Raw genomic sequence first — 21,622 nt, 5'->3', positions numbered from 1 at the left:
TAAATTACGCAGACATCTTTGCTAAGAAAGTAAGGAAAAACCCTAAAAAATATCCGACTACCATTAAATTAATGGTCGATCGATATTATAAATGGAAAAAGAGAAAAGATATTTGGTTTGATGTTGACCGGGCAAACGAAATGATGGACTGGGTTCAAACTTTTATCCGGCATGTTAAAGGAAATTTAGCTGGACAACCTCTTATCCTGGAAGACTGGCAGCGGTTTGCCTTTTCTAACATCTATGGATGGGTGCATGAAAATGAAAATGGTGACATTGTCCGTGTCATTCGGGAGAGTTACATACAAGTCCCGAAAAAAAACGGGAAAACGCTTGTAGCTGTCGGAGCGCTTGGATATGCAATGTTTGGAGAGGGCGTACTTGGTGCGGATTGCTATTGTTGTGCATCTGATTTTAACCAGGCTCAATACGCAGCTAAACCATTTGCATCGACAATCCTAAACCATGATGCTTTGACCGAAAGTGCCACGATTTATAAAGGTCCGAAAGGCTCTATTTCAAGTGTTGTGTATGATTATATTCACGATGAATTAGCGTACCAAAATCAGTTCATTGTAATGTCGAAAAATATTCAATCGATTGAGGGTTCAAATCCACACTTTGTTTTGAATGACGAGCTTCATGCACAAGAAAATATGGATCAATACGATAACTTTAAATCGGCTCAAATCTCGCGTGATGAACCGTTAATGTTTAATATCTCGACTGCCGGAAAAGGTTCGTCCTCCGTTGGAATGCGTGTCTACCGAGAAGCCAAAGAAGTATTGAAGAATGACGATAACGATTCAAGTTTTGTCATGATCTACGAGCCGAACAAGGGATATGACTGGACCGACAGAAAGGTTTGGGAAATGGTCAATCCGAACATCGGAATTTCAGTAACAATATCGGGACTTGAAATAGAGTTTATTTCGGCAGCTCGTTCAGCTCATAAGAAAGCAGAGTTTTTATCGAAGCACTTGAACGTATTTGTTAATGGTGCAGAAAACTTTTTTGAGCAAGATCAGGTGGAGCATATCTTAGTCGATGATTTAGGGAATTTGGAAGGTGAGACGTGCTATATCGGCTTGGATTTATCGAAAACTACCGACTTAACGTGTGTGAACTTAAATTTTCCGACATTCAATGATGAAGGTAAATCGATTTTAAAAGTAAAGCAAATGTACTTCATTCCTACTGAAAACATTGAAACTAGAGAAAAAGAGGATAATGTTCCTTACACTGATTTAGCCCAAAAAGGATTTGTCCAATTTTGTGATGGTAAGATGATTGACCAGGACCAGGTACTTGAATACATTGTTGAATGCATGGATTTATACGATGTTCAACAAGTGAATTACGACCCGGCCATGTCTCAAAAGTTAATTGAGAAGGTTGAAAATCTTGGTATCGAATGTATAGCGGTTAACCAATATCCTAATGTCATGAATGCGCCATTGGATGATGCCGAGCTATTAATATATGAAGGCCGTATCATTACAGACAATCCTTTATTCGTATACTGTGCTCTTAACGTGGTTGTGGTTACAAATCTCAACGGCATGAAAGCACCTTCCAAGCGACAGTCCAAAAAGAAAATTGATGGATTTGTGGCTTTTTTAGTTGCTCATAAAGAAACTATGATGTTGATGGAAGACCTGGACGAAGACGGCATGGACGAATTGATTGCAGATATTTATAGGTAACAAAAAAAGGAGCAATTTTGCTCCTTAAATCATTCTGGAACTTTAATTTCGTTTATTTCCAACAATCCAGCTAAATTATTGAACGCTTTTATTAATTCGTGATAATAACCGAATGTCCATTGCATGCTGTGATTTGTTTCTCGACTGCTAATGAATTCTCTACTGAACTGTTCGAATTTCGCGATGTACATATCAAACTCCCAGTGAGAGAGTATATCGTTCTGTAGGTAGTATGCCTTCATAGTCATGAATGATGAAAATGCCATCGAATGATAACCGTAAAGTGCATGTTCATTAATTTCTTTACGATCTAATTCATCAGATAACATGTTGTACATTCTTTGGCAATTTGATATTGAATGCCTCACGAAAGTAGTTATGTTTTCCTTGTGAACTGAAAAATTATTTAAATCATCCATTAGTTCCACCTCCTTCCTGGTAATTATAGCAGACTAGCAGAAGGAAGATAATTAGAAAGGCGGTGATAGATTTTGACGTGGAGAGATAGGTTTTCTAATTTTGTTTACCGGCAACTGGAAAAACGCATGAGCAAAGGAGAAAGCGTTGGTGGTTCAGTTCGTTTTTCATCAATATTTGTGGGTGATGAAAATATTTTAGAGTCATCCGATGTGTATGAATTACTGCAGGACATTTCCAATCAATTAATGTTGGCTGATATCGTTGTCGAAGATGGTGACGGTAATGAAATACGTAACGATCCAGCATTGCAGATATTAAAAAATCCAAACAGCTATTTAACTCAATCAGAATTTATTAAGCTCATGACAAACACGTATCTTTTAAATGGCGAGGTCTTTCCATTCTTGAATGAAAAGCAGCTACACTTACCAGCAGGTGTACAAACAGAATTGGACAAACAGCTAAAAGAACATTTTAGGGTTGGAAATGTTGAGATTCCAAATAAGATGATCCGGCACATTAAAAACATAGGGACGAACCATTTGAAAGGTGTCGGGTTAATGCAACTCGGTAAAAGGACGTTAGAAGGCGTTATGAGCGCGGAGAAGGTATTGACCAATAAATACACGAAAGGCGGTTTACTCGCCTTCCTGTTGAAGCTGGATGCTCACATAAATCCTCAAAATGGCGCGCAATCAAAATTAATAAAAGCTATCCTTAATCAGCTAGAGGAAATAGACGATTCAAGATCAATCAAAATGATTCCGTTGGGTAAGGGCTATGCAATTGACACAATGAAAAGCCCGGTAGAGGATGAAAAGATACTTGGCTACCTAAATGTCTACAAAAAGGACTTAGGCAAGTTTCTCGGCATTAATGTGGATACATATCAAACAATGCTTCGAGAAAATATAGAAAAAGCCATGATGTATCTTCACAACAAAGCAGTCCGGCCAATAATGAAAAACTACGAAGACCATTTGAGTCTTCTTTTTTTCGGCCAAAAATCGAACAAGAGAATCAAGTTCAAAATTAACATTCTGGATTTTGTTCCATATAGCACAAAAACGAATATTGGGTACAACATAGTCCGAACAGGTATCACTTCACCTGATAATGTTGCTGACATGCTTGGATTTGAAAGACAAAATACACCGGAATCACAGGCCATTTATATTTCTAATGATTTATCCAAGATCGGAGAGAAAAAAGCAACTGACGATTCCTTGAAAGGTGGTGATGAAAATGACAAGGAAGAAGGAAACACGGACGGTTGACATCACCAACATTCAAACAAGAGCTAAAGATAATGAACCATTGAAAATAAGTGGGTATGCAGCTGTGTTCAATACGCGTACATCCATCGGAAATTGGTTCGATGAAATTATTGCTCCAGGAGCATTCACAAAAACTATTTCAGGTGAAAGCGATATTCGCGCTTTATTTAACCACAACTGGGATAGCGTACTTGGAAGGACAAAAGCAGGTACCCTGAAACTTTCAGAGGATGATCGAGGGCTAAAATTCGAGCTTGAATTACCTAACACTACACTTGGTCGCGATCTTGCCGAAAGTATGGAACGCGGTGATATTAATCAATGCTCTTTCGGCTTTTACGTCGATGAAGGGAAAGAATCATGGGACTACACGGTGGAGCCTGCACTTCGGACACTGAATGAAATTGAGCTATATGAAATTAGTGTAGTCACCCTACCTGCTTATGAAGATACTGAAGCCGCATTGGTCCGCAGTAAGGAAATTGATAAGTCCGTTGAAAGACGGATTAAAATATTAAATAAAATTAATGAGGTGCTCAAATGAATAGAAAATTGCTCTTGGCTATGCAAAAACGTAACAAAAAACGATTGGAAGAACTTCGAAGCAAGTTGAAAAATAATGAAGTTCGAGAGGAAGATCTTGAAGCAGTCCAATCAGAAGTTGATGAACTTTCAGAAGAGGCGCAAGAAATTGCGGATGCACTTGAAAACCTCCCTGAAGAAGATCCAGATAATAATGATAAAGATTCGACCGATCCTGAAAATGGGGATGCAGAGGATGACCCAGAAGAGGATCAGGACGAAAATAAACGTGAGAAAGGCATTACACCTGAACAGCGTGATGGCATTCTAACTGCAATTGGCAAAGGACTCTCAACACGCGGGCATAAGTCCACAAAAAACAAAGAGAAGGAAATTCGCCAAGCCTTTGCAAATTTTGTTGTTGGCCGTATTTCCGAATCCGAAGCCCGTTCGCTAGGAATTGAAGCAGGGAACGGCGGAGTCGTTATTCCTGATGTTGTCGCATCAGAAATCATCACATATGCAGAAGAAGAAAATTTGCTACGCAAGTATGGTACGACGGTTAGAACAAAAGGCAATGTAAAGTATCCAGTCTTGGTGAAAAAGGCGACTGCCAATGTAAACAAGAAGGAACGTGCGAAAAACAATCCAATTCCTGAAACAGATATTGAATTCGATGAGATTTACTTGGACCCAGCCGAATTCGATGCATTGGCAACAGTCACCAAGAAGCTAATAAATATGACAGGCGTAAATGTTGAAGATGTTGTCATCGAAGAATTGAAAAAGGCATATGTCCGAAAAGAAATTAATTACATGTTTAATGGTGACGATGTAGGTAATGAGAACCCAGGGGCTTTGGCAAAAAAAGCTGTGGCGTTTACTCCTTCAATTGTTGTTAATTTAACTGCTGCAGATGCTGGACAAAAGCTATACGATGCATTGATCGAATTGAAAAACACACCAGTAACAGAGATCATGAAAAAAGGTCGCTTCATTATCAATCGTGCAGCTCTAACGGCCATTGAAAAAATGAAAACAGCGGACGGCTTCCCATTGCTTCGTCCATTTACACAGGCAGAAGGTGGTATCGGTCACACCTTAGTTGGTTATCCAGTTGACTGGACGGATGCTGCAGACGGTGCTGATCCAGATGTACCTGTTTTGTACTTCGGTGATTTCAAGGCATTTAAAATCCAAGACGTAATTGGTGCGCTGCAGTTGCAGAAGCTACTTGAAAAATATGCCGACACAAACCGGATCGGATTCCAAATTTACAACCTACTTGACGGGAAGCTTGTTTATTCACCTTTCGAGCCTGCTGTTTATCGTTATGAAATTGGAGCAGCTGGACCAGTAGGACCGTGATATGGATACGCTCATTGATAAATTAAAAAAACATATCCATTCTGAAGAGGACATGGATGATTCCATGTTCCCTTTTTATCTGGAGCAGGCGAAAAAATACGTTCAAGCTGCTACAGGAAAACAGACTGAGTATCTAGTGATTATGGTTGCTGGTATCTATTATGAATATCGCGTCTCGGAAAAAGAATTAAGTGAAGCACTTGACGCAATGACACCTTTCTTTGTTCAGGAGGTTTATTCAGATGGCGAAACGGCAAACGAATCGACTTAAACATAAAATTGATGTTTATGGCAATACGAAGGTGCTAAATGAACTCAACGAAACGTCATATGAATTCACCAAGATTAAAACTTTGTCTGCTGAAATTGTCCCTCAAACCGGTTCATTGCAAAGACAACAAGCGGAAACAATCTTGACGAATGTTACTCATAAGATCATTGTTCGTTATTCGGCAGGCAAGGATATTACAAAAGATATGCAAATTCAATTTAGAAATCATCGGTTTGAGATTAAGTATATTCTCAATCCTTATTTCAAAAATGAAACGCTTGAAATCTTCTGCCAGGAGGTGCTTGAATGAGTGGTTTAGAATTTGAAGGTTTGTCAGATTTTCAAAAGGACTTACTGGAGATTGCTCAGGTAAAGTTGCCGAGAGAAACCATCAAAATGATGCGGAAAGTTGGAAACCGGGCTAACACCCACATCAAGCGTGTCGCCCGTGCGAAAGTTAAATCCAAAACAGGTACTTATTATAAGCGGTTCAAGCGTGGAAAAGTCTTTAAAGATGGCGAAGGCAAGTGGGTAGTCCGCGTCATCAATAGCGCGCCGCATGCCCACTTAATTGAACACGGGCATCGGCAAGTAATTAAAACAGCTGGAGTGGAGATCGAAGTCGGTTTCACCCCGGGCAAAAAAGTAATGGATACAGGTGCTAAGAATTTTGAGTCAAGCGGCGACTTTGAAAAAATCATTTCCAAGGAGCTTGATCGAATGCTGGAAGAGGCGGGGCTATGATTACGTATAAGGATGTTCGGCTTGCAATAAACGCCCAGCTTACGAAAACCGGAATTGAAATCAATAGCAGGGATGTGCAAGAAGGCTTTAAACGGCCTTCTTTTTTTGTTCACTTCGATAATAGTGTTCGTTCGGCTGATCAGCATGAAGTCCATAAATCGTTGACAGTCTATATCTATTACTTTCCGTCAGATCGATCAAAATATTCTATTGAAGTAATGGAAATGCAGGAAACACTGGAAGAACTTTTTGACCTTAAGCTAATAGTCAAAGACCGTCACTTTAATGTGGATGAGGTAAGAACCGATCTAGTGGACGGCGTGTTAAATGCTTCGTTTGACCTTGCATTCTACGATGCGCGGGATAGGAAGTATGGCGTTGTCATAGCAGAGGTAGATGGGGACGGAAATCTGACCGAAGGCAATGGAACACCTGTTGAGGTTCCAGTGGATGAGATAGGAAATCCGATTCTCGACGGGGATATGAAACCGGTGCCGATTGAAAAGATGGAGCATTTAGAGATTGAAAAAGCAAAGGAGTGAGCATTTTGGGTTTACCTCAGATTAACATTGAATTTTTCGGGCGTGCAGTCACGGCCATCAAGCGTAGTCAGCTTGGAATCGTTACTCTCATTCTAAAGGACGATCTGCTAACCGAGGATACAGTTGTATATAAAAGTATTGAAGAAGTAGATTTGGCAGATTGGTCCCCTGAAAACTATGATTACATCGAGAAAACATTCAGAGGAACACCGAGCAAGGTTATTGTTGAGCGGCTACCAACTTTAGCTGAGGACTATAACGTTGCATTAAAGCGATTAAATAACAAACGGTTCAACTACCTGGCAATCCCTCAAATAGGGGGAGTTGCAAAGGATGTCATTGTAACGTGGATAAAAACAAAGCGTGACAACGAAAAAAAGACGTTTAAGGCAGTTTTGCCAAACGTCAAAGGCGACCATGAAGGAATTATAAATTTTACCACTGAGGGAATTAAAGTTGGGGATAAGGAATATACGACGGCCGAATACACAGCTCGAATTGCTGGAGCTGTTGCGGGTTTACCTTTTACCCGTTCATTCACCTATTATGAGTTTCCTGAAATTGATTCCATTAACGAAATTGAAGATCCTGATGCTGCCGTTGACAACGGTGAGCTCATTCTCATCAATGATGGGGAGAACATCAAAATTGGCCGTGGAGTGAATAGTCTTACAACCACTACCATGAAAAAGACGGAAGATTTTAAGTCTATCCGTATTGTTGAGGTGATGGATTTAATCAAAGACGATATTCGCGAAACATTTAATAAGCACTATGTCGGAAAAGCGAACAATATTTACGACAATCAAGTGCTATTTATTACATCGGTAAATTCGTATTTCAAAGACCTTGCAGGAAATGAAATTCTTGATCCATCGTTTGATAACAAATCTCTCATTAACGTAGCTGCTCAACGGCTCGCTTGGAAAGGTATTGGTACTGATACCTCAGAGTGGGATGACGATAAGGTAAGGAAAATGTCATTCAAACGGAATGTATTCCTTGCCGCAAAAATTAAAATTGTCGATGCGATGGAAGACCTTTCATTCGATATCGCAATTTAAGGGAGGTAGCCCTATGGCGAAAATTCGTAGTAATAAACAAGTCAACGGTACGTTTGGTTCCGTTTGGGTCAATAATGAAAAATGGTTCGACATCAATAAGTTTGAGTCCAAAATTACCTTTGATTATGAAGATGTAAACATGGCAGAGGATTTGGCAACGCATAAAAAACTCATTGGTTGGAAAGGTGAGGGAACTATTGAAGTGAAAAAAGTATATTCGCGTGGTGCTAAATTGATGGCGGATATTACTAAAACAGGAATAGTCCCCGACATAAAGATTGTAACAAAGCTAGATGATCCAGATTCATATGGTACTGAACGCGCATCATTTGAAGGAGTAACGTTTAATGAATTCTCTCCTATGTCATTTGAACAAAAAACTCTTATGACAGAGGAATTACCATTTAACTTTAGTGAATGCGACATTATTGAACAAATCGAGGCTGCAGCTCCAGCTGCATAAAAAGGAGACTATCAAATGACTAAGAAAAAACTTACATTGCAAGACTTATTTCAAGAAAAAGAAAAATATGAGGTAAAGGAGGATGTGAAAGAGGAACTTTTTATTCCTCGTATTGATGCAAGCATTACCATTCAGAAGCCAGAACGGTCGCTTTGCATTGAATCCGTACAGATGGGGCGAAACGATGAAGATGGCGATGTGTTCCTTGTATATAACGCAGTCGTTGCACCAGACTTGAAGGATAAAGATTTGCAAAAGGCTTTTGGATGCAAAGAACCGACTGACATTGTTTCGAAAATTTTTGAAGCAGGTGAAATTGTCAGCATCGCTCAAGTTGCATTGGACTTGGCTGGCTATGGTGATTCTGTAAGCAGGATGAAAGATTTAAAAAACTAATAAAAAGTGATGATGATTTTTATTTTCTTCATCACTATGCTCAAAAAGGCAAGGAATTAGATTACTTACTCAATCTTCCCTTTGCCGAAAAAGAGTTTTTGAAAGCAAGCATGAATCTGTCATTTGAAGAAGAGAAGGCAAGATGGGAAACCGTCTAGCTTTCTCTTTTTTGTTATGAAGGCGGTGAGAATACATGGCAGGTAATCGCGTCATATCCGCAGTGTTGACGTTGCGAGATAAGGATTTCTCGGCTAATGCAAAGAAGGCCGGAACCTCAACCAAGGATATGGAACGCAAAGTAAGGCACGCCAATAATACAGTTACTCAATTTGGGCGCTCGGCTACATCCAGTTTCAAATCAATTGCAACCAGTGCAGCCGGTTTGGCCGGCGCTATTGGAATCACGAAAATGTTTTCTTCCGCAGTCGGCATGGTCAAGTCATCACTAGCTGGAGCTTTCGACCGTATCGACACAATGGAGCAATTTAAAAACGTTCTTGAAGTAATGACCGGCAGCGCTGAGAAGGCAAACGCCACGTTAGAAGCAACGCGCGACATCGTGAAGGGCACGGCGTTCGGTCTGGATGTGGCTGCAGGAGCCGTGCAGGGATTCGTAACTGGCGGTATGGAAGTAGAGGACGCCACACGAGTTATGGGCTCGTTGACGGACGCTGTTGCATTTTACACAAAGGGTACTAATGATGAGTTAGGCACAGTTACGGACGCCTTCATCAAAATGTCTACAAAGGGCACAGTCAATATGGAGCAGTTAGGGCGCGTTGTTGAAGCCGGGATACCTGCTGTCGATATTTATGCGGAAGCTGTTGGGAAAAGCACGGCACAAGTTGCAACAGAGATTTCCAAGGGTAAAATTGACGCCAAGTCATTTATGGATGTCCTTGATGAAGCACTTGCGAACGGCACCAAGAAATTCCCTGCCCTTGAAGGTGCGGCAAAGAATGCTGGGGCATCATGGAGTGGCACATTTGGAAACATGAGGGCAGCAGTTACTCGTGGGGTTACAGGCATTATTGAGAAGACTGACGAGATGCTCAACAACAATGGCCTACCAAGCATGCGTGAGATGGTCGCAAATTTTGGTAGCAAGTTTGAGGGTGTCTTAGGGAAGGCTGCAGGAGCGGTCGAGCCTGTGGGTAATGCTCTCATCAGTCTGTATCAAAAATCCAAACCGGGTCTTGGCTGGATAAAAGATACTGCTATACCTGGAGTTAAAGACAAAATTGTGGAAGCCTATACTGCTTCACAACCAGCGCTCAACTGGCTGAAGGATGTCGCATTCCCTGGCGTAAGTGAAGCGGTTGGTTTTGCCGTAGACAAATTCACAGACATGTATAACTTTGTCGCCAATAACTGGTCATTAATCGGACCGGTCGTGGTTGGTGTTGCTGCAGGAGTTGCGGCATTTCGTGTTGGTGTAGTAGCGGTGACTGCAGCACAAGCAACATGGAAGGTAGTCACTTCTGGCCTTCAGATCGCTACAGCTCTATTAAACGGCACTCTAGCCATTTCCCCTCTAGGATGGGTCGCCATTGCAATTGGTGCCGTTGTCACTGCAGGCATCCTATTGTGGAAGAACTGGGATACTGTCAAAGAGAAAGCCCAATCGTTGTGGGATAAAACAAAATTGGTTGGGGCAGGTATTAAGTCTGCTTTTACTGTTGCTTTTAATGGAGTGAAGACTGCAGTAGGAACAGCAATCAACTTTGTAATAAATAAAATCAATAGTTTGATTGAAAAAATTAACAAAATACCCGGCGTTAATATACCGATCATACCAAAGGTTGATTGGAGCGGTGTTGAATCGGCATCAACACAAACCAGAGCGGCTGGAACATCGACTATGGCATCTTATGATATTGGAACGAACCGTGTAACGCACGATCAAGTGGCGAAAATCCATAAGGATGAAATGATTATTCCTGCAGTTCAGTCGCGGAACTTACGTCGACAAGGAGTTACTATTGATAATATTGACAAAGCCCGGCCACAAAAAAGCGTTATGCTCAGTGGAGGTAATTCATCATCAAAAAATCTTGATGGCTTAATAGCGATGATCGCTCAACTTATAGTAGCCATTAACAATATGCCTAAAGGTGATGTAAAGGTCTTTATTGACGGCAACAAATCAATAGAGGAAATTATTAACGAGTTGATACCATTATTAAAATTACGCATGGCAAACATGTAGGAGGTTGGATGATGGATATTTTCTTATCGGTAAACAATAGAGCTGAAATCATCCAGCTTCCTATTGTTCCATCTGAATTTAAGATTAAGAGTCCTGTTAATAACGAAACGTTCACCACTATCAATCAGGGGGATATTAAACTTTTTGGCGAAAGCGGATTAAAGGCTATTGTCATCGATGCGTTTTTTCCTAGCAAGGATTATCCGTTTGCCCGATCCAATCAATACAAGGGATGGGAGTATGTCAAGATCATCGAAAGTTGGAAAGAGCGTAAGCTACGCGTGCGCCTTGTAGCCACCGGTACTCCAATTAATATGGTTTTTGCGATAGACGATTTTGTGTTTGGTCCACAAGACGGATCGGGAGATATCTATTACTCATTATCCTTAGAAGAATTCAAGGACATCAAATTGCAGAAAAAGGCTATCACGCCGGAAAGTAAACCGACTATCAAAAAATCCAATTTAAACACTGGCAGCCCTGTAAAGAAAAAAGGGACCAAAAAGAAAGCGGTCAAGAAAAAGGCAGTTAGAAAGAAACCGGAAAAGAAGGTGAAGTAATGGCTCATGAATTGTGGCTTGTAAAAGGTACTACCATGACGAATATTACACCTCTCGTCGGTACGATTTCATGGCGCAGTAACATTGACGAATTAGGGGACGAAATATCCTTTGATATTGCATTTAATGATACAAATTTTTTCCCTGATAATCCATGCGATATTGGCGATATGGTCATGTTGAAGAATGATGGCATCGAGATCACCAGGGCAATTATTGTGGATGAGCAGAAGAGTGGCCGGAAACCGGTCTCCTATACTGCTTTCGACTTTGCTTTTTATCTCAACAAATCGAATGCGGTTTATCAGTTCAACAAGATGTCTGCTGATCAGTGTATAAGAAAAATTCTTAGTGAATTCGGCGTTCCTGTTGGCAATATCGCTTCCATGCCTGTACCTATCAGTAAGATTTTTAATGACGTCAAAGTAAGCGACATCATAAAGGAAATCATTGAAAATACCGAACAAAAGCTAGGCATCAAGTATCTGATGGAGATGCGGCAAGGTAAGTTGTTTATCGAGAAACAAAAAGGTTTGACAGTCAAGGCGTCGTTTGCTCTGGCCGGAAAGAAATATGATGCGGCCGACGCAATTGCGAACCCAAGCAGGAAGCGAAGCATTTCTGACATGGTCAATTCCATCCAGGTAGTCGGAAACAACGACAAACTTGTGCTAATCAAGGATGACGATACCATGATTAAAAAGTATGGCAAAATCTCGAAAGTCATTAAACTTGATCAAAAGGAAAAGAAATCTGCAAAAGAAGTTGCGCAGAATGAACTGAAGCAGCTTTCAAAGATTGTGGAAGAAGTCAGCATTGAATTACTTGGAGATGACCGCGTTCGCGCTGGTCGTCTTTTTGAAGTGGTTGAACCTATCACTGGCATTAAGGGGACGTACTTGATCAATGACGTTTCACACAGTATCAAAAATGGCATCCACACTATGTCATTAGGACTGGAGGTGTACAATGGCTGATAAAGACGGATTGACGGAATTTGCGAAGCTGTTTAAAGATCGTGACCCGAAAGATGTACCTTCCATCACAACCGGAATTGTCGAGTCGTTACCCCCTGAACCAGTCATTCGATTAAGTGAGAAAATCGCACCGGATAAGTCGCAATTGATATTTGCATCTAATCTAATAGCGGGTTATGAGCGGCATATCAAATTTACCGATTCAAATTGCGGAACGACTACTACGAACAGCAATCACAATCATGACATTGCTACACTCAACATCGATACTCTAATGCAGTGGACCGATACACTCAAAATCGGTGACGAGGTAATTGTAGTACCCGTTGCGGACGGCCAAATGTATTACGTGATCGACAAGGCGGTGAAATTCGAATGAACCTTCCAGAAATAACGCAGTTGGAATTGAGAGAAGTGGAATTTGAAGAAGAATTGGAACCCATCGGCAAGACATATCTTTATGACTTTGATAAAGGAGATTTCGTCATGCGGGATGGAAAGCTAATCGAATTGTATGGAGTGGATTCCATAAAACAATGGATATTGAAAGTCCTGAAAACCGAAAGTTTCCGTTTCAGAATCTATGAGGACGAAACTTACGGAACAAGCATTGAATCATTAATCGGTTCGAATTTGCCTAGAGCTTACATTGAATCCGAGATTGAAAGAGAAGTTACTGAATCATTGCTAGAAAGTCCATATATTGAGCGGTTGGAAGGGTGGCAGTTTGAACGTGACGGGAAGTGGATGCGCATTAGGTTCACAGTCATTTCACCCATGTACAACACGATTGATATGGAGGTGAGTAGATAAGTGGAAACAGAAACGGAACAACAGATCCATGAACGAATGATGTATAACACGGATGATGAACATGACAAGTCACCAGGCGGACTTATATGGGACGCGAATATGGCGGGAGCAGTTGAGTTTTCCACGATGCAAGAGGAAATCGAATATGTAGAGGGCTTGATGGATGTCGAAAATTTGGAAGGCGACGATCTTGCTAGGTTTGTGTATCAGCGGACGGGGATTACCCGAAAGCCGGCGACTCGATCCGTTACAACGGTTATTATATCGGGGGCAGCCGGTTCCGTAATCACAAAGGGCGATTTAATTTCGACAGAGACAGTAGATTTTGAAATTCTGGAAGACGCAGTGATCCCCGATTCCGGCCAAGTATCTGTATTGGCATCTAGTGTGTTGTTTGGTGCAATCGGGAACGTTCCTTCCGGCGTCATTAATCGTTTCCCTGTAACGATCAGCGGATTAGTCAATGTCTATAATCCCGAACCGGTCACAAATGGATATGAAGCTGAACCGGACGAAGATTTGAGACAGCGTTACTACGATAAGTTACAACGACCGGGAAAGGCTGGCAACAAATATCACTACTTGGAATGGGCGAAAGAAGTTGTCGGCGTTGGAGATGCCCGTGTAGTTCCGAGGTGGAACGGACCATTGACCGTCAAAGTTATCGTGATCGATTCGAATAAGCAGCCAGCAAGTGAAGAACTTGTAGAGGACGTATTCACTCACATCGAATCGGAGCGACCATTTGGTGCGGATGTGACGGTAGTAGGAGCTGCAGGCGTGCCGATCAACATTACGGCCACCCTTTCCCTTGTAGAAGGCTACACAGAAGAGTTGGCAATTGAGAACATTAAAAAGAACATAACAAGATATCTGCAGAGCCTGGCATTTAAATCGCCGTTTATCAGCTATGCAAAAATCGGTAGTGAAATCATCGACAGTGAAGGCGTGCTTGACTACCAAAATTTAATGGTCAATGGGGGCATTGCTAACATTCCAATCGGTGATGAACAAGTGGCAATCATGGGAGGGGTGAATGAAGGATGAACCATATGAGTGTTTATCTAAAGAATAAGGTTCTAAGGGACAATCTACTAGGCGTATATGTAGCGTTATTTAACGGAGATGTAGAAGTGGGTCAGCCAAGTTATAAACGCCAACAGGCAACTTTTGTGGAGCCGTCAGAAGGGCAGACATCTAATAATGCGGACATCCTCTTTCCAATCGCTGGGGAAGCCTGGGGCGAAATTACACATATCGGGATTTACGATTCTTCTGCAGCAGGAAATTTATTGTTCAAGTCCCCTGCTGAATTTGTGAAAAATATTGATATATCCAGCCAATATAAAATTCCGAGAAATTATCTGATCGTGCGATTGAGGTGATTACATGCACGTAATTAAAGAAGCGGAATGGGGTCAAGTAAGTGTTTTCACTTGGGGGGAACTAGCACAACATCAATGGATCGATTTCCGTATTGCTTTAATGGAAACAGAAACGGAACTGGCTTCTACAGGAGTAGCAGTTGAGCATTCTTACACAACGGCCACAACCTTGACTGATGTTGAAGGTCGAGGTGTAAAGGTTGTTCAGTCATCTGCAGTTATGCGGACGCGGTCAGAAATGATAGTCAGTATTGTCGTTGCGGAACGGGATTATAAATCAGAAATGATAAAATACCTTCCCCTATACGAACGGAAATCCACTGTATTCAATGAAATATTGAATTCTTATGATCGTGAATTCCGCAATACCGAACAACGTTTGACTTTGACGAAACGGAATCTATTTCTGGATACGGCCATTGAATCTTTGCCGATCTTTGAACGAGATTTAGGAATCGGTACAGTGAATACGTTACGGTACGATCAACGACGGGAGCAAATATCCTCCCGTTATCGGGCAGCGTTTGACCAGACCACAGAGGAAACGATCAAAAGTGTGGCTGCTGCCTATTCTAACGGTGAAGTGGAAATAAATAAGTCGGAACTGGCCGGCGTGTATGAAATTAAGTTTACTGGTACCAGGGGCATTCCCAATAATATGGCCGGATTGGAAAAAGCACTTGATATCATCTTTCCTGCACATTTGGGATGGGTGTTTAATTATACATTTGCAACGTGGCAAGATGTTAGTCGGATGACGTGGGGAGAGGTAGCCAGCATGACATGGAATGATTTACGAAATTGGGAAGAGGTGAGTTGATTTGCAGAAGACACCCAAATTGGGATTGAATAAACCCGAATTGACGGAATACGTAACTATTGCAGATCTGAACGAGAATATGGATATTTTAGATGGTGCCGTTGGAGAATTGAAAGAAGGGACCACCGTTATCCCTGAATTGCAAACAGCTAATAAAACACTGGCCGGGGCAATAAATGAAGTGAAAACAGCACTTACAAAACATTTGGAAGATCCTACACCAAATCAATTTATTGGTGCAGACAATAAAAAATATGAATACGGATTTAAGACCAATGCTACTAATGATGGTCTTATTTTTGTGTTCAATGAGGTGATTGTGTAATGCCAGAAATTCATTTGCCTACAAAGCAACAGGTTCAGGAGATTAAGAATGATACCTCTACGATCCTAACCAACGGGGTCGGAAGAATTATGCGTACACAAACGTTTCGTACACCTGGAGTATTTACATGGTCTAAACCATCAGGCGTTAAAAAGGTACTGATTACCGCTGCAGGAGGCGGCGGAGGTGGCGGCGCTGCAGGTGTAGGTAACGGTTTGGCTGGTGGAGTAACCTCTTTTGGTAACTTTCTAACCCTTAGTGGCGGCAGTGGGGGCAGTAATGGAGTAGGTGGAGCGGGTGTCGGTGCAGGATCAGGGGGATCTGTGATAGGTGCATATGGTGCCGGAAGTGGGGGTTCAAGTTACGGTCAAGGCGGTGGCATGAAAACGAAAGGTGGATATGGAGCTGGGGGAGGAGCTGCTTCTCCAGGATGGGGTTCGGGTGGCGGTGCCGACTACGTTATCGATTATGAAATCGATGTGACCACTTCAGCCGTAACGGTCACAATCGCCAACGGTGGTGCAGGTGTTGGAGCCGGAGGAGACGGAATTATGATTATCAAATGGTTCGAATAAAAGAGGGGTGGAAAACTAAATGAAGAAATTCGCACAGGTTTTACACAATAAAGCACACTGGATCTTTGAAGCAGAAGAGAAACCTGAATTTGCCACCAATATTATATTGGTAGATATCACTAACTATCCTGTTGTCCAAGAAGGATATGACTATGACGCCAAAACGGGCATATTCACTAAACCGGTTTATGATGATTCCATTATCCCCGATCCTTCGATCGAGGAACAAATTTTAGCTGAAAACCAATACCAAACTGCACTACTTGAAATGAATATGATGGGAGCGATGTAATATGAGACCGGTTGATTTATGGAGGAAAATGATTGCTGCTAAAGTTTACACGAAAGATGTTGCTTCCTTGCGTGTGAATACCGTGTTTGCAGTGGGTCAGTTAGATCCAGAAGAATACACGGAATTGATTGAGTTAATCGAAGTTAAATATTCAGAAGCAGCATAGTTGGGATTCGGAACGTCCATATGGGCGTTCTTTTTAATTTGCTCATAAGGAGTGAATCACATGGGAGGCGTTACTTTGACAAATTTAGAGATAGCACATATGTATTTATTCGGGGGAGTTAAATTTCTTCATTTTCTTTTGATTCTTATGCTGCTGGATATCATTACCGGAATTTTTAAAGCGGCTAAGAATCAAAATTTATGGAGTCGGAAAAGTTTATTCGGCTATGCGAGAAAGTTGCTAGTGTTAATCGTAATTGTTGTAGCCAACATTATGGACCAAATTCTTAACCTGGAGGGAACACTGGTCTATGCTACAGTGATTTTCTATATCGCCAATGAGGTTCTTTCTATTATAGAAAACATGGCCGAACTGGAGGTTTTGGTTCCGGCCAACTTAGCTGAAAAGCTAAAAGTGATCGAATCGGATAAAAGCACATTCAGCCAAGAAGTCAAAGAAGAGTTGGTGGGAACCAAAGTTGATGATGAATTGAAAGAGAAGGAAAAGTCATGAACTTTGTTGAAAAATTGGCGCCGTTGGCTATCCAGCACGGACTAGCAAACGGCGTTCTTCCTTCATTGATTATCGCTCAGGGAATTCTGGAATCGGATTCCGGTACATCAGAACTGGCATGCAATGCGAACAACCTATTTGGAATCAAGGCCGGTTCTGGCTGGACGGGGGAAACACACACCAAGCTAACAGCGGAGCAGGACAAGGATGGCAATGTTACTCACATCGATGCTGCTTTTCGGAAGTATCCATCCTATGCAGGTTGTGTCATTGATCTGGTCCATAAATACACACACGGCACCGGTTGGGAGGATTTCAACCGTTATGCTGGTGTACTTGGTCAGACTGATTACAAGTTAGCAATCGCGGCCCTCAAAGCAGCTGGATATGCAACGGATGTAAAATATGCGACAAAATTAATAGAACAAGTTGAGAAATACGAGTTGACCAAATATGACAAGGAGGTCGATAACGTGGTTAAAATTGCGTTGGATGCCGGGCATGGCATCAATACCCCAGGCAAACAGTCGCCGGCAGACGAGCGGGAATGGTCCTTTAACAACAAAGTTCTTCTGGCTTGTGCGGCAGCACTAAAACAATACGAGGGTGTGCAAATACTTCGGCTTGACGATCCAACAGGAAAAACGGATATCCCTCTCAAAACACGCACTGACAACGCTAATATGTGGGGTGCTGATGCACTCGTTTCTTTCCATCACAATGCCGATAAAGGCAGGTGGGGGATTCACGGAGGTGTAGAAACTTACGTGCAAGAAAGAACAGCATCACAAGCATCCAAAGACATTGCAGCTATTATCCAGCCACGCATTGTAGCTGCTATGGGATTGAGGAACAGGGGAGTTAAATCAAAGAACCTACACATGACACGTGAATCCAAAATGCCAGCCATTCTGACTGAGGGAGGTTTCATGGATTCGACAATTGATATTACGGCTATGCGAGATGATACCAAGCTGAAAGCCCAAGGTGAAGCAATCGCAGAAGGTCTGGCGATTTACTTCAAGTTGAAAAAGAAAGCTGGCGCTTCTAAGCAACCTGTCAAAAAGGAGGAAGACGAGTTGGAATTTACAAGTGGAACACTTCGTAACACAGTAGACGATTTACTAAACTCCCCGGCAAAGCAGAAGAAGTTGATTGAGGATGGCATAAAAGCAGGATCGTTCGGGACTGTCTGGAGCGACAAATTCGAAAAGAAGCAGCTAGGAAAACATGACATCCTTGGACTGTACATGCTGCATTATAAGTGATAAGATAACCAAACATCGAAAGATGACTGTGAAACGCCCTGTCCTTAAATTGGATGGGGCGTTTTTTATTTATAGAAACAACCGATGGGCACTTTTACCATTTACACACGAACGTTCATTCTCTATACTGTTCGTAAGGAGGGAACAAATGTGCGTAAAGTATTGGATAAATCGATAAGATATGGCGAAGAACTGGATATGATGTATTTGGCAGCAGACGGGGAGATAAGCAGACGCCGCATAAAAGTTCTGCAAGTAGGTGAGGTGTCCTTTCGAGCATATTGTTATTTGAGGAAATCTAAGCGAACATTTTCGATAGAGAGTGTTCTAGCACTGGTTCCTGTAATCAAGAAGGAAAGCAAGGTGATTTAATGAATAATGATTTGAAACAACACGGTTCAATGAAAGAGCGGGGTGCGATCAAGTGGACTTCATTAATGTTACCAGAACATATTGCTCAATTGCGTGACTGGCAAGCGGAAGACGATCATGTTGAACGGCCAGAATTAACCGAATGGGACTTGGTTGCCCTGCAGGAAGAACTTGAGCTGGCATTCAAACGAAAATGTCAGGCGCGTATTCAAACGTGGAATGACGGCCGAATAATTCCTCATCGCGGAATCGTGGAAAAAATTGATCTACATAAACAAGCAATCATTCTTGCTGATCCATTCGGGGATTTTAAAATATCCATTGATGATATCATATCAGTCCAGTCAGTGGACTAAAAAAAGAGGGGGCGAATGCTTCCTCTTTTACTTTTTCATTGAAAAATGTACTTCATATTAAATCACAAATTGCTCAAAACGAAAAAATTAGGCTCACCATATTTAATTATGCTATCATAAGACTCGTGAATATTTTATTTAGCCTATGTGAATTGTGATAATGCGTTAAGTGAAAGGATGAAATATAAAATGAGTTACGAGCGTCAGAAAACCGTAGCTATGTATACATTAGGTTGCAAAGTCAATCATTACGAAACGGAAGCAATCTGGCAACTGTTCAAAGAAGCTGGATACGAAAGAACCGATTTCGAAAAAAATGCTGATGTATATGTCATTAATACTTGTACAGTAACAAATACAGGGGATAAAAAGAGCCGGCAAGTCATCCGGCGCGCGATCCGGAAAAACCCGGATGCAGTCATCTGTGTAACAGGCTGCTATGCCCAAACATCTCCGGCTGAGATCATGGCCATCCCTGGCGTTGATATTGTCGTCGGGACGCAGGATCGCACAAAGCTCTTGGGGTTAATCGATGAATTCCGAGTTGAACGCCAGCCGATCAATGCAGTTCGCAATATCATGAAAAACCGGGTATACGAAGAACTGGATGTACCGGCTTTCACAGACCGGACCCGCGCCTCATTGAAAATACAGGAAGGCTGCAATAACTTTTGCACATTCTGTATCATTCCTTGGGCTCGTGGTCTCATGAGATCCAGAGATCCGGAAGAAGTCATCCGCCAGGCGCAACAATTGGTGGATGCAGGATATTTGGAAATCGTTTTGACAGGCATCCACACAGGCGGCTACGGAGAGGATCTGAAGGATTACAATCTGGCCCGGCTGCTGCGTGATTTGGAGACACAAGTTAAAGGCTTGAAACGCCTCCGGATCAGCTCAATCGAAGCGAGCCAGTTGACAGATGAAGTCATTCAAGTCTTAAAAGAATCTTCTATCATCGTCCGTCACCTTCATATCCCGATTCAATCCGGTTCCAATACGGTATTGAAGCGGATGAGACGGAAATATACGATGGAGTTCTTCGCAGAGCGGCTAGATCGTCTGCGCGAGGCACTGCCGCATTTGGCAATCACATCGGACGTCATCGTCGGCTTCCCTGGCGAAACGGAAGAAGAATTCATGGAGACGTACAATTTTATCCGGGAACATCGATTCTCTGAATTGCATGTCTTTCCTTATTCCAAACGGACAGGCACTCCAGCTGCCCGGATGGAAGATCAAATTGATGAAGAGGTAAAGAATGAGCGAGTTCATCGCCTCATCGAGCTGAACGATCAATTGGCGAAGGAATATGCTTCTGAATTCGAAGGCGAAGTACTGGAAGTCATTCCGGAAGAAATTTATAAACTTGACCCGGCCAGCGGTTTATACGAAGGGTATACGGATAACTATTTAAAGGTTGTCTTCCCGGCAGATGAATCGATGGTTGGAAAAATCGTCAAAGTGAAAATTGTGAAAGCAGGCTATCCATACAACGACGGGCAATTCATCCGGGTCATCGACACAGAAGAAGCTCTTGTTTGATAGCACTTGATGGCGAGAAAACGAATAAATGCAACTTAATGAGCATCTGATACCAACAATTAATAACAGATAATACAATATAAAAACGCACAGTTCATTGTGCGTTTTTTTACTTGCCATATTTTCTTATTAGAACTCGAATATCTTTCACTCTTCAATCAGCACTGTTAGTTGAGTATACTGATATAATAAACCAGTAAAACACCCATGAATATGCTCCAGATTCCAAAATCTATAAGAGTAATAATATATTCTTTTTCTTCTCGTTCGTATTTATATTCTACAAAAGAACGGAATAAAGGTACAACAGCAAAAATAGCAATTGCTAAATACAACAATACCGAAATTTCAAATATCCAAAAAAGAACAATGAAAATGACCCCTAACACCACTAATGGTATTTCCACCCACTGGTGGGTATTGCTCACATATCTAATCCTTTGCGGGTCAATAATGTTGTATTTGTTCCTTATGAATTTTGTGAACACGGAACTAATAACTAGTGTTAAAATTAACAAAATATTGATCTTAAGCATTTAACGCACCTTTCCACCCATAGTAGTAGGCATACTTTCTTTGTCCTTCTAACCTTCGTTTTTGAATAATTTACCAACTTAGTCTCTATTTTAACACGTAACCTTATCTAACCTTCAAATATTGTTGTTTTACATAA

At 41.7% G+C, this 21,622-nt stretch carries 30 protein-coding genes; 28 read left to right on the top strand and 2 right to left on the bottom strand.

Going from position 1 to position 21,622, the window contains the following annotated elements; all coding sequences use genetic code 11:
* Positions 1–71: 71 nt before the first annotated feature.
* Positions 72–1,706, top strand: a complete 1,635-nt coding sequence (locus L7D49_RS14595; RefSeq protein WP_238082787.1) for a terminase large subunit — start codon at positions 72–74, stop codon at positions 1,704–1,706.
* Between the two features lie 29 nt (positions 1,707–1,735).
* Here L7D49_RS14595 and L7D49_RS14590 read toward each other — a convergent pair whose 3' ends face one another.
* A complete protein-coding gene (locus L7D49_RS14590) occupies positions 1,736–2,125 on the bottom strand; it encodes a hypothetical protein (RefSeq protein ID WP_238082097.1) in 390 nt (129 codons plus the stop codon).
* Between the two features lie 126 nt (positions 2,126–2,251).
* Between L7D49_RS14590 and L7D49_RS14585 the strand changes: the two genes are divergently transcribed.
* The 27 genes from L7D49_RS14585 to mtaB all read left to right on the top strand — a co-directional run bounded on the left by L7D49_RS14585 (position 2,252) and on the right by mtaB (position 20,949).
* On the top strand, positions 2,252–3,403 hold the full coding sequence (locus L7D49_RS14585; protein WP_418895895.1) for a phage portal protein: 1,152 nt from the start codon (positions 2,252–2,254) through the stop codon (positions 3,401–3,403).
* Positions 3,372–3,947: an HK97 family phage prohead protease gene (locus tag L7D49_RS14580; RefSeq protein WP_238082093.1), complete on the top strand. Its 576-nt coding sequence runs from the start codon at positions 3,372–3,374 to the stop codon at positions 3,945–3,947. The genes L7D49_RS14585 and L7D49_RS14580 overlap by 32 nt, the downstream gene beginning before the upstream one ends.
* Entirely contained in the window at positions 3,944–5,293 is a 1,350-nt protein-coding gene (locus tag L7D49_RS14575) for a phage major capsid protein (RefSeq protein WP_238082091.1), read from the top strand. Before L7D49_RS14580 ends, L7D49_RS14575 begins: the two co-directional genes overlap by 4 nt.
* A 1-nt stretch (position 5,294) precedes the next feature.
* Positions 5,295–5,564, top strand: a complete 270-nt coding sequence (locus tag L7D49_RS14570) for a head-tail connector protein (RefSeq protein WP_238082089.1) — start codon at positions 5,295–5,297, stop codon at positions 5,562–5,564.
* Positions 5,536–5,874 carry a phage head closure protein gene (locus tag L7D49_RS14565; protein WP_238082086.1) on the top strand — a complete coding sequence of 113 codons (339 nt, stop codon included), beginning with the start codon at positions 5,536–5,538 and terminating at the stop codon, positions 5,872–5,874. Before L7D49_RS14570 ends, L7D49_RS14565 begins: the two co-directional genes overlap by 29 nt.
* The gene (locus L7D49_RS14560) at positions 5,871–6,308 is read left to right on the top strand and encodes an HK97 gp10 family phage protein (RefSeq protein ID WP_238082085.1); all 438 of its coding nucleotides are present in this window, start codon (positions 5,871–5,873) and stop codon (positions 6,306–6,308) included. Before L7D49_RS14565 ends, L7D49_RS14560 begins: the two co-directional genes overlap by 4 nt.
* Positions 6,305–6,850, top strand: a complete 546-nt coding sequence (locus L7D49_RS14555) for a phage tail terminator family protein (protein WP_238082083.1) — start codon at positions 6,305–6,307, stop codon at positions 6,848–6,850. The genes L7D49_RS14560 and L7D49_RS14555 overlap by 4 nt, the downstream gene beginning before the upstream one ends.
* Entirely contained in the window at positions 6,847–7,914 is a 1,068-nt protein-coding gene (locus L7D49_RS14550) for a phage tail sheath C-terminal domain-containing protein (protein ID WP_238082081.1), read from the top strand. Before L7D49_RS14555 ends, L7D49_RS14550 begins: the two co-directional genes overlap by 4 nt.
* A gap of 13 nt (positions 7,915–7,927) precedes the next feature.
* Positions 7,928–8,377: a phage tail tube protein gene (locus tag L7D49_RS14545; protein WP_238082079.1), complete on the top strand. Its 450-nt coding sequence runs from the start codon at positions 7,928–7,930 to the stop codon at positions 8,375–8,377.
* 15 nt (positions 8,378–8,392) lie between these two features.
* Positions 8,393–8,773: a phage tail assembly chaperone gene (locus L7D49_RS14540; RefSeq protein WP_238082077.1), complete on the top strand. Its 381-nt coding sequence runs from the start codon at positions 8,393–8,395 to the stop codon at positions 8,771–8,773.
* A 193-nt stretch (positions 8,774–8,966) separates the two neighbouring features.
* Positions 8,967–10,982, top strand: coding sequence for a tape measure protein (locus tag L7D49_RS14535; protein WP_238082075.1), 2,016 nt, complete (start codon positions 8,967–8,969; stop codon positions 10,980–10,982).
* Between the two features lie 11 nt (positions 10,983–10,993).
* Positions 10,994–11,542 (top strand): hypothetical protein, encoded by a 549-nt coding sequence (locus L7D49_RS14530; protein WP_238082073.1) that lies wholly within the window; start codon positions 10,994–10,996, stop codon positions 11,540–11,542.
* Positions 11,542–12,519, top strand: a complete 978-nt coding sequence (locus tag L7D49_RS14525; protein WP_238082071.1) for an XkdQ/YqbQ family protein — start codon at positions 11,542–11,544, stop codon at positions 12,517–12,519. The genes L7D49_RS14530 and L7D49_RS14525 overlap by 1 nt, the downstream gene beginning before the upstream one ends.
* The gene (locus L7D49_RS14520; RefSeq protein ID WP_238082069.1) at positions 12,512–12,898 is read left to right on the top strand and encodes a DUF2577 family protein; all 387 of its coding nucleotides are present in this window, start codon (positions 12,512–12,514) and stop codon (positions 12,896–12,898) included. The genes L7D49_RS14525 and L7D49_RS14520 overlap by 8 nt, the downstream gene beginning before the upstream one ends.
* Positions 12,895–13,332 (top strand): DUF2634 domain-containing protein, encoded by a 438-nt coding sequence (locus L7D49_RS14515; protein WP_238082067.1) that lies wholly within the window; start codon positions 12,895–12,897, stop codon positions 13,330–13,332. Before L7D49_RS14520 ends, L7D49_RS14515 begins: the two co-directional genes overlap by 4 nt.
* Positions 13,333–14,379 carry a baseplate J/gp47 family protein gene (locus tag L7D49_RS14510; protein WP_238082065.1) on the top strand — a complete coding sequence of 349 codons (1,047 nt, stop codon included), beginning with the start codon at positions 13,333–13,335 and terminating at the stop codon, positions 14,377–14,379.
* A gap of 5 nt (positions 14,380–14,384) precedes the next feature.
* Positions 14,385–14,717 (top strand): phage tail fiber protein, encoded by a 333-nt coding sequence (locus tag L7D49_RS14505; RefSeq protein ID WP_238082063.1) that lies wholly within the window; start codon positions 14,385–14,387, stop codon positions 14,715–14,717.
* A gap of 4 nt (positions 14,718–14,721) precedes the next feature.
* Positions 14,722–15,537, top strand: coding sequence for a putative phage tail protein (locus L7D49_RS14500; protein WP_238082062.1), 816 nt, complete (start codon positions 14,722–14,724; stop codon positions 15,535–15,537).
* Between the two features lies 1 nt (position 15,538).
* Positions 15,539–15,862: a hypothetical protein gene (locus L7D49_RS14495; protein WP_238082060.1), complete on the top strand. Its 324-nt coding sequence runs from the start codon at positions 15,539–15,541 to the stop codon at positions 15,860–15,862.
* Positions 15,862–16,437 (top strand): hypothetical protein, encoded by a 576-nt coding sequence (locus L7D49_RS14490; protein ID WP_238082058.1) that lies wholly within the window; start codon positions 15,862–15,864, stop codon positions 16,435–16,437. Before L7D49_RS14495 ends, L7D49_RS14490 begins: the two co-directional genes overlap by 1 nt.
* Before the next feature lie 19 nt (positions 16,438–16,456).
* Positions 16,457–16,729 (top strand): hypothetical protein, encoded by a 273-nt coding sequence (locus L7D49_RS14485; protein WP_238082056.1) that lies wholly within the window; start codon positions 16,457–16,459, stop codon positions 16,727–16,729.
* A gap of 1 nt (position 16,730) precedes the next feature.
* Positions 16,731–16,895, top strand: a complete 165-nt coding sequence (locus tag L7D49_RS14480; RefSeq protein WP_238082054.1) for a hypothetical protein — start codon at positions 16,731–16,733, stop codon at positions 16,893–16,895.
* 60 nt (positions 16,896–16,955) lie between these two features.
* Complete coding sequence (locus tag L7D49_RS14475; RefSeq protein ID WP_238082052.1) at positions 16,956–17,408, top strand: phage holin family protein; 453 nt, start codon at positions 16,956–16,958, stop codon at positions 17,406–17,408.
* Positions 17,405–18,676, top strand: coding sequence for an N-acetylmuramoyl-L-alanine amidase (locus L7D49_RS14470; RefSeq protein WP_238082051.1), 1,272 nt, complete (start codon positions 17,405–17,407; stop codon positions 18,674–18,676). Before L7D49_RS14475 ends, L7D49_RS14470 begins: the two co-directional genes overlap by 4 nt.
* A 150-nt stretch (positions 18,677–18,826) precedes the next feature.
* Positions 18,827–19,048: a transcriptional regulator gene (locus L7D49_RS14465; protein WP_238082049.1), complete on the top strand. Its 222-nt coding sequence runs from the start codon at positions 18,827–18,829 to the stop codon at positions 19,046–19,048.
* Positions 19,048–19,404, top strand: coding sequence for a YolD-like family protein (locus L7D49_RS14460; protein ID WP_238082047.1), 357 nt, complete (start codon positions 19,048–19,050; stop codon positions 19,402–19,404). Before L7D49_RS14465 ends, L7D49_RS14460 begins: the two co-directional genes overlap by 1 nt.
* 189 nt (positions 19,405–19,593) lie before the next feature.
* The gene (gene mtaB / locus L7D49_RS14455) at positions 19,594–20,949 is read left to right on the top strand and encodes a tRNA (N(6)-L-threonylcarbamoyladenosine(37)-C(2))-methylthiotransferase MtaB (RefSeq protein ID WP_238082045.1); all 1,356 of its coding nucleotides are present in this window, start codon (positions 19,594–19,596) and stop codon (positions 20,947–20,949) included.
* Positions 20,950–21,116: 167 nt separating this feature from the next.
* Here the strand turns inward: mtaB and L7D49_RS20450 are convergent, their stop codons facing one another.
* Entirely contained in the window at positions 21,117–21,485 is a 369-nt protein-coding gene (locus L7D49_RS20450) for a DUF4181 domain-containing protein (RefSeq protein WP_418895885.1), read from the bottom strand.
* Positions 21,486–21,622: the final 137 nt, after the last annotated feature.

This window comes from Sporosarcina cyprini (assembly GCF_022048975.1).
In the GTDB taxonomy this organism is placed as follows: domain Bacteria; phylum Bacillota; class Bacilli; order Bacillales_A; family Planococcaceae; genus Sporosarcina; species Sporosarcina cyprini.
Note: the sequence above shows the minus strand (reverse complement) of the source record. Positions and strands in the feature narration are given on the sequence as shown.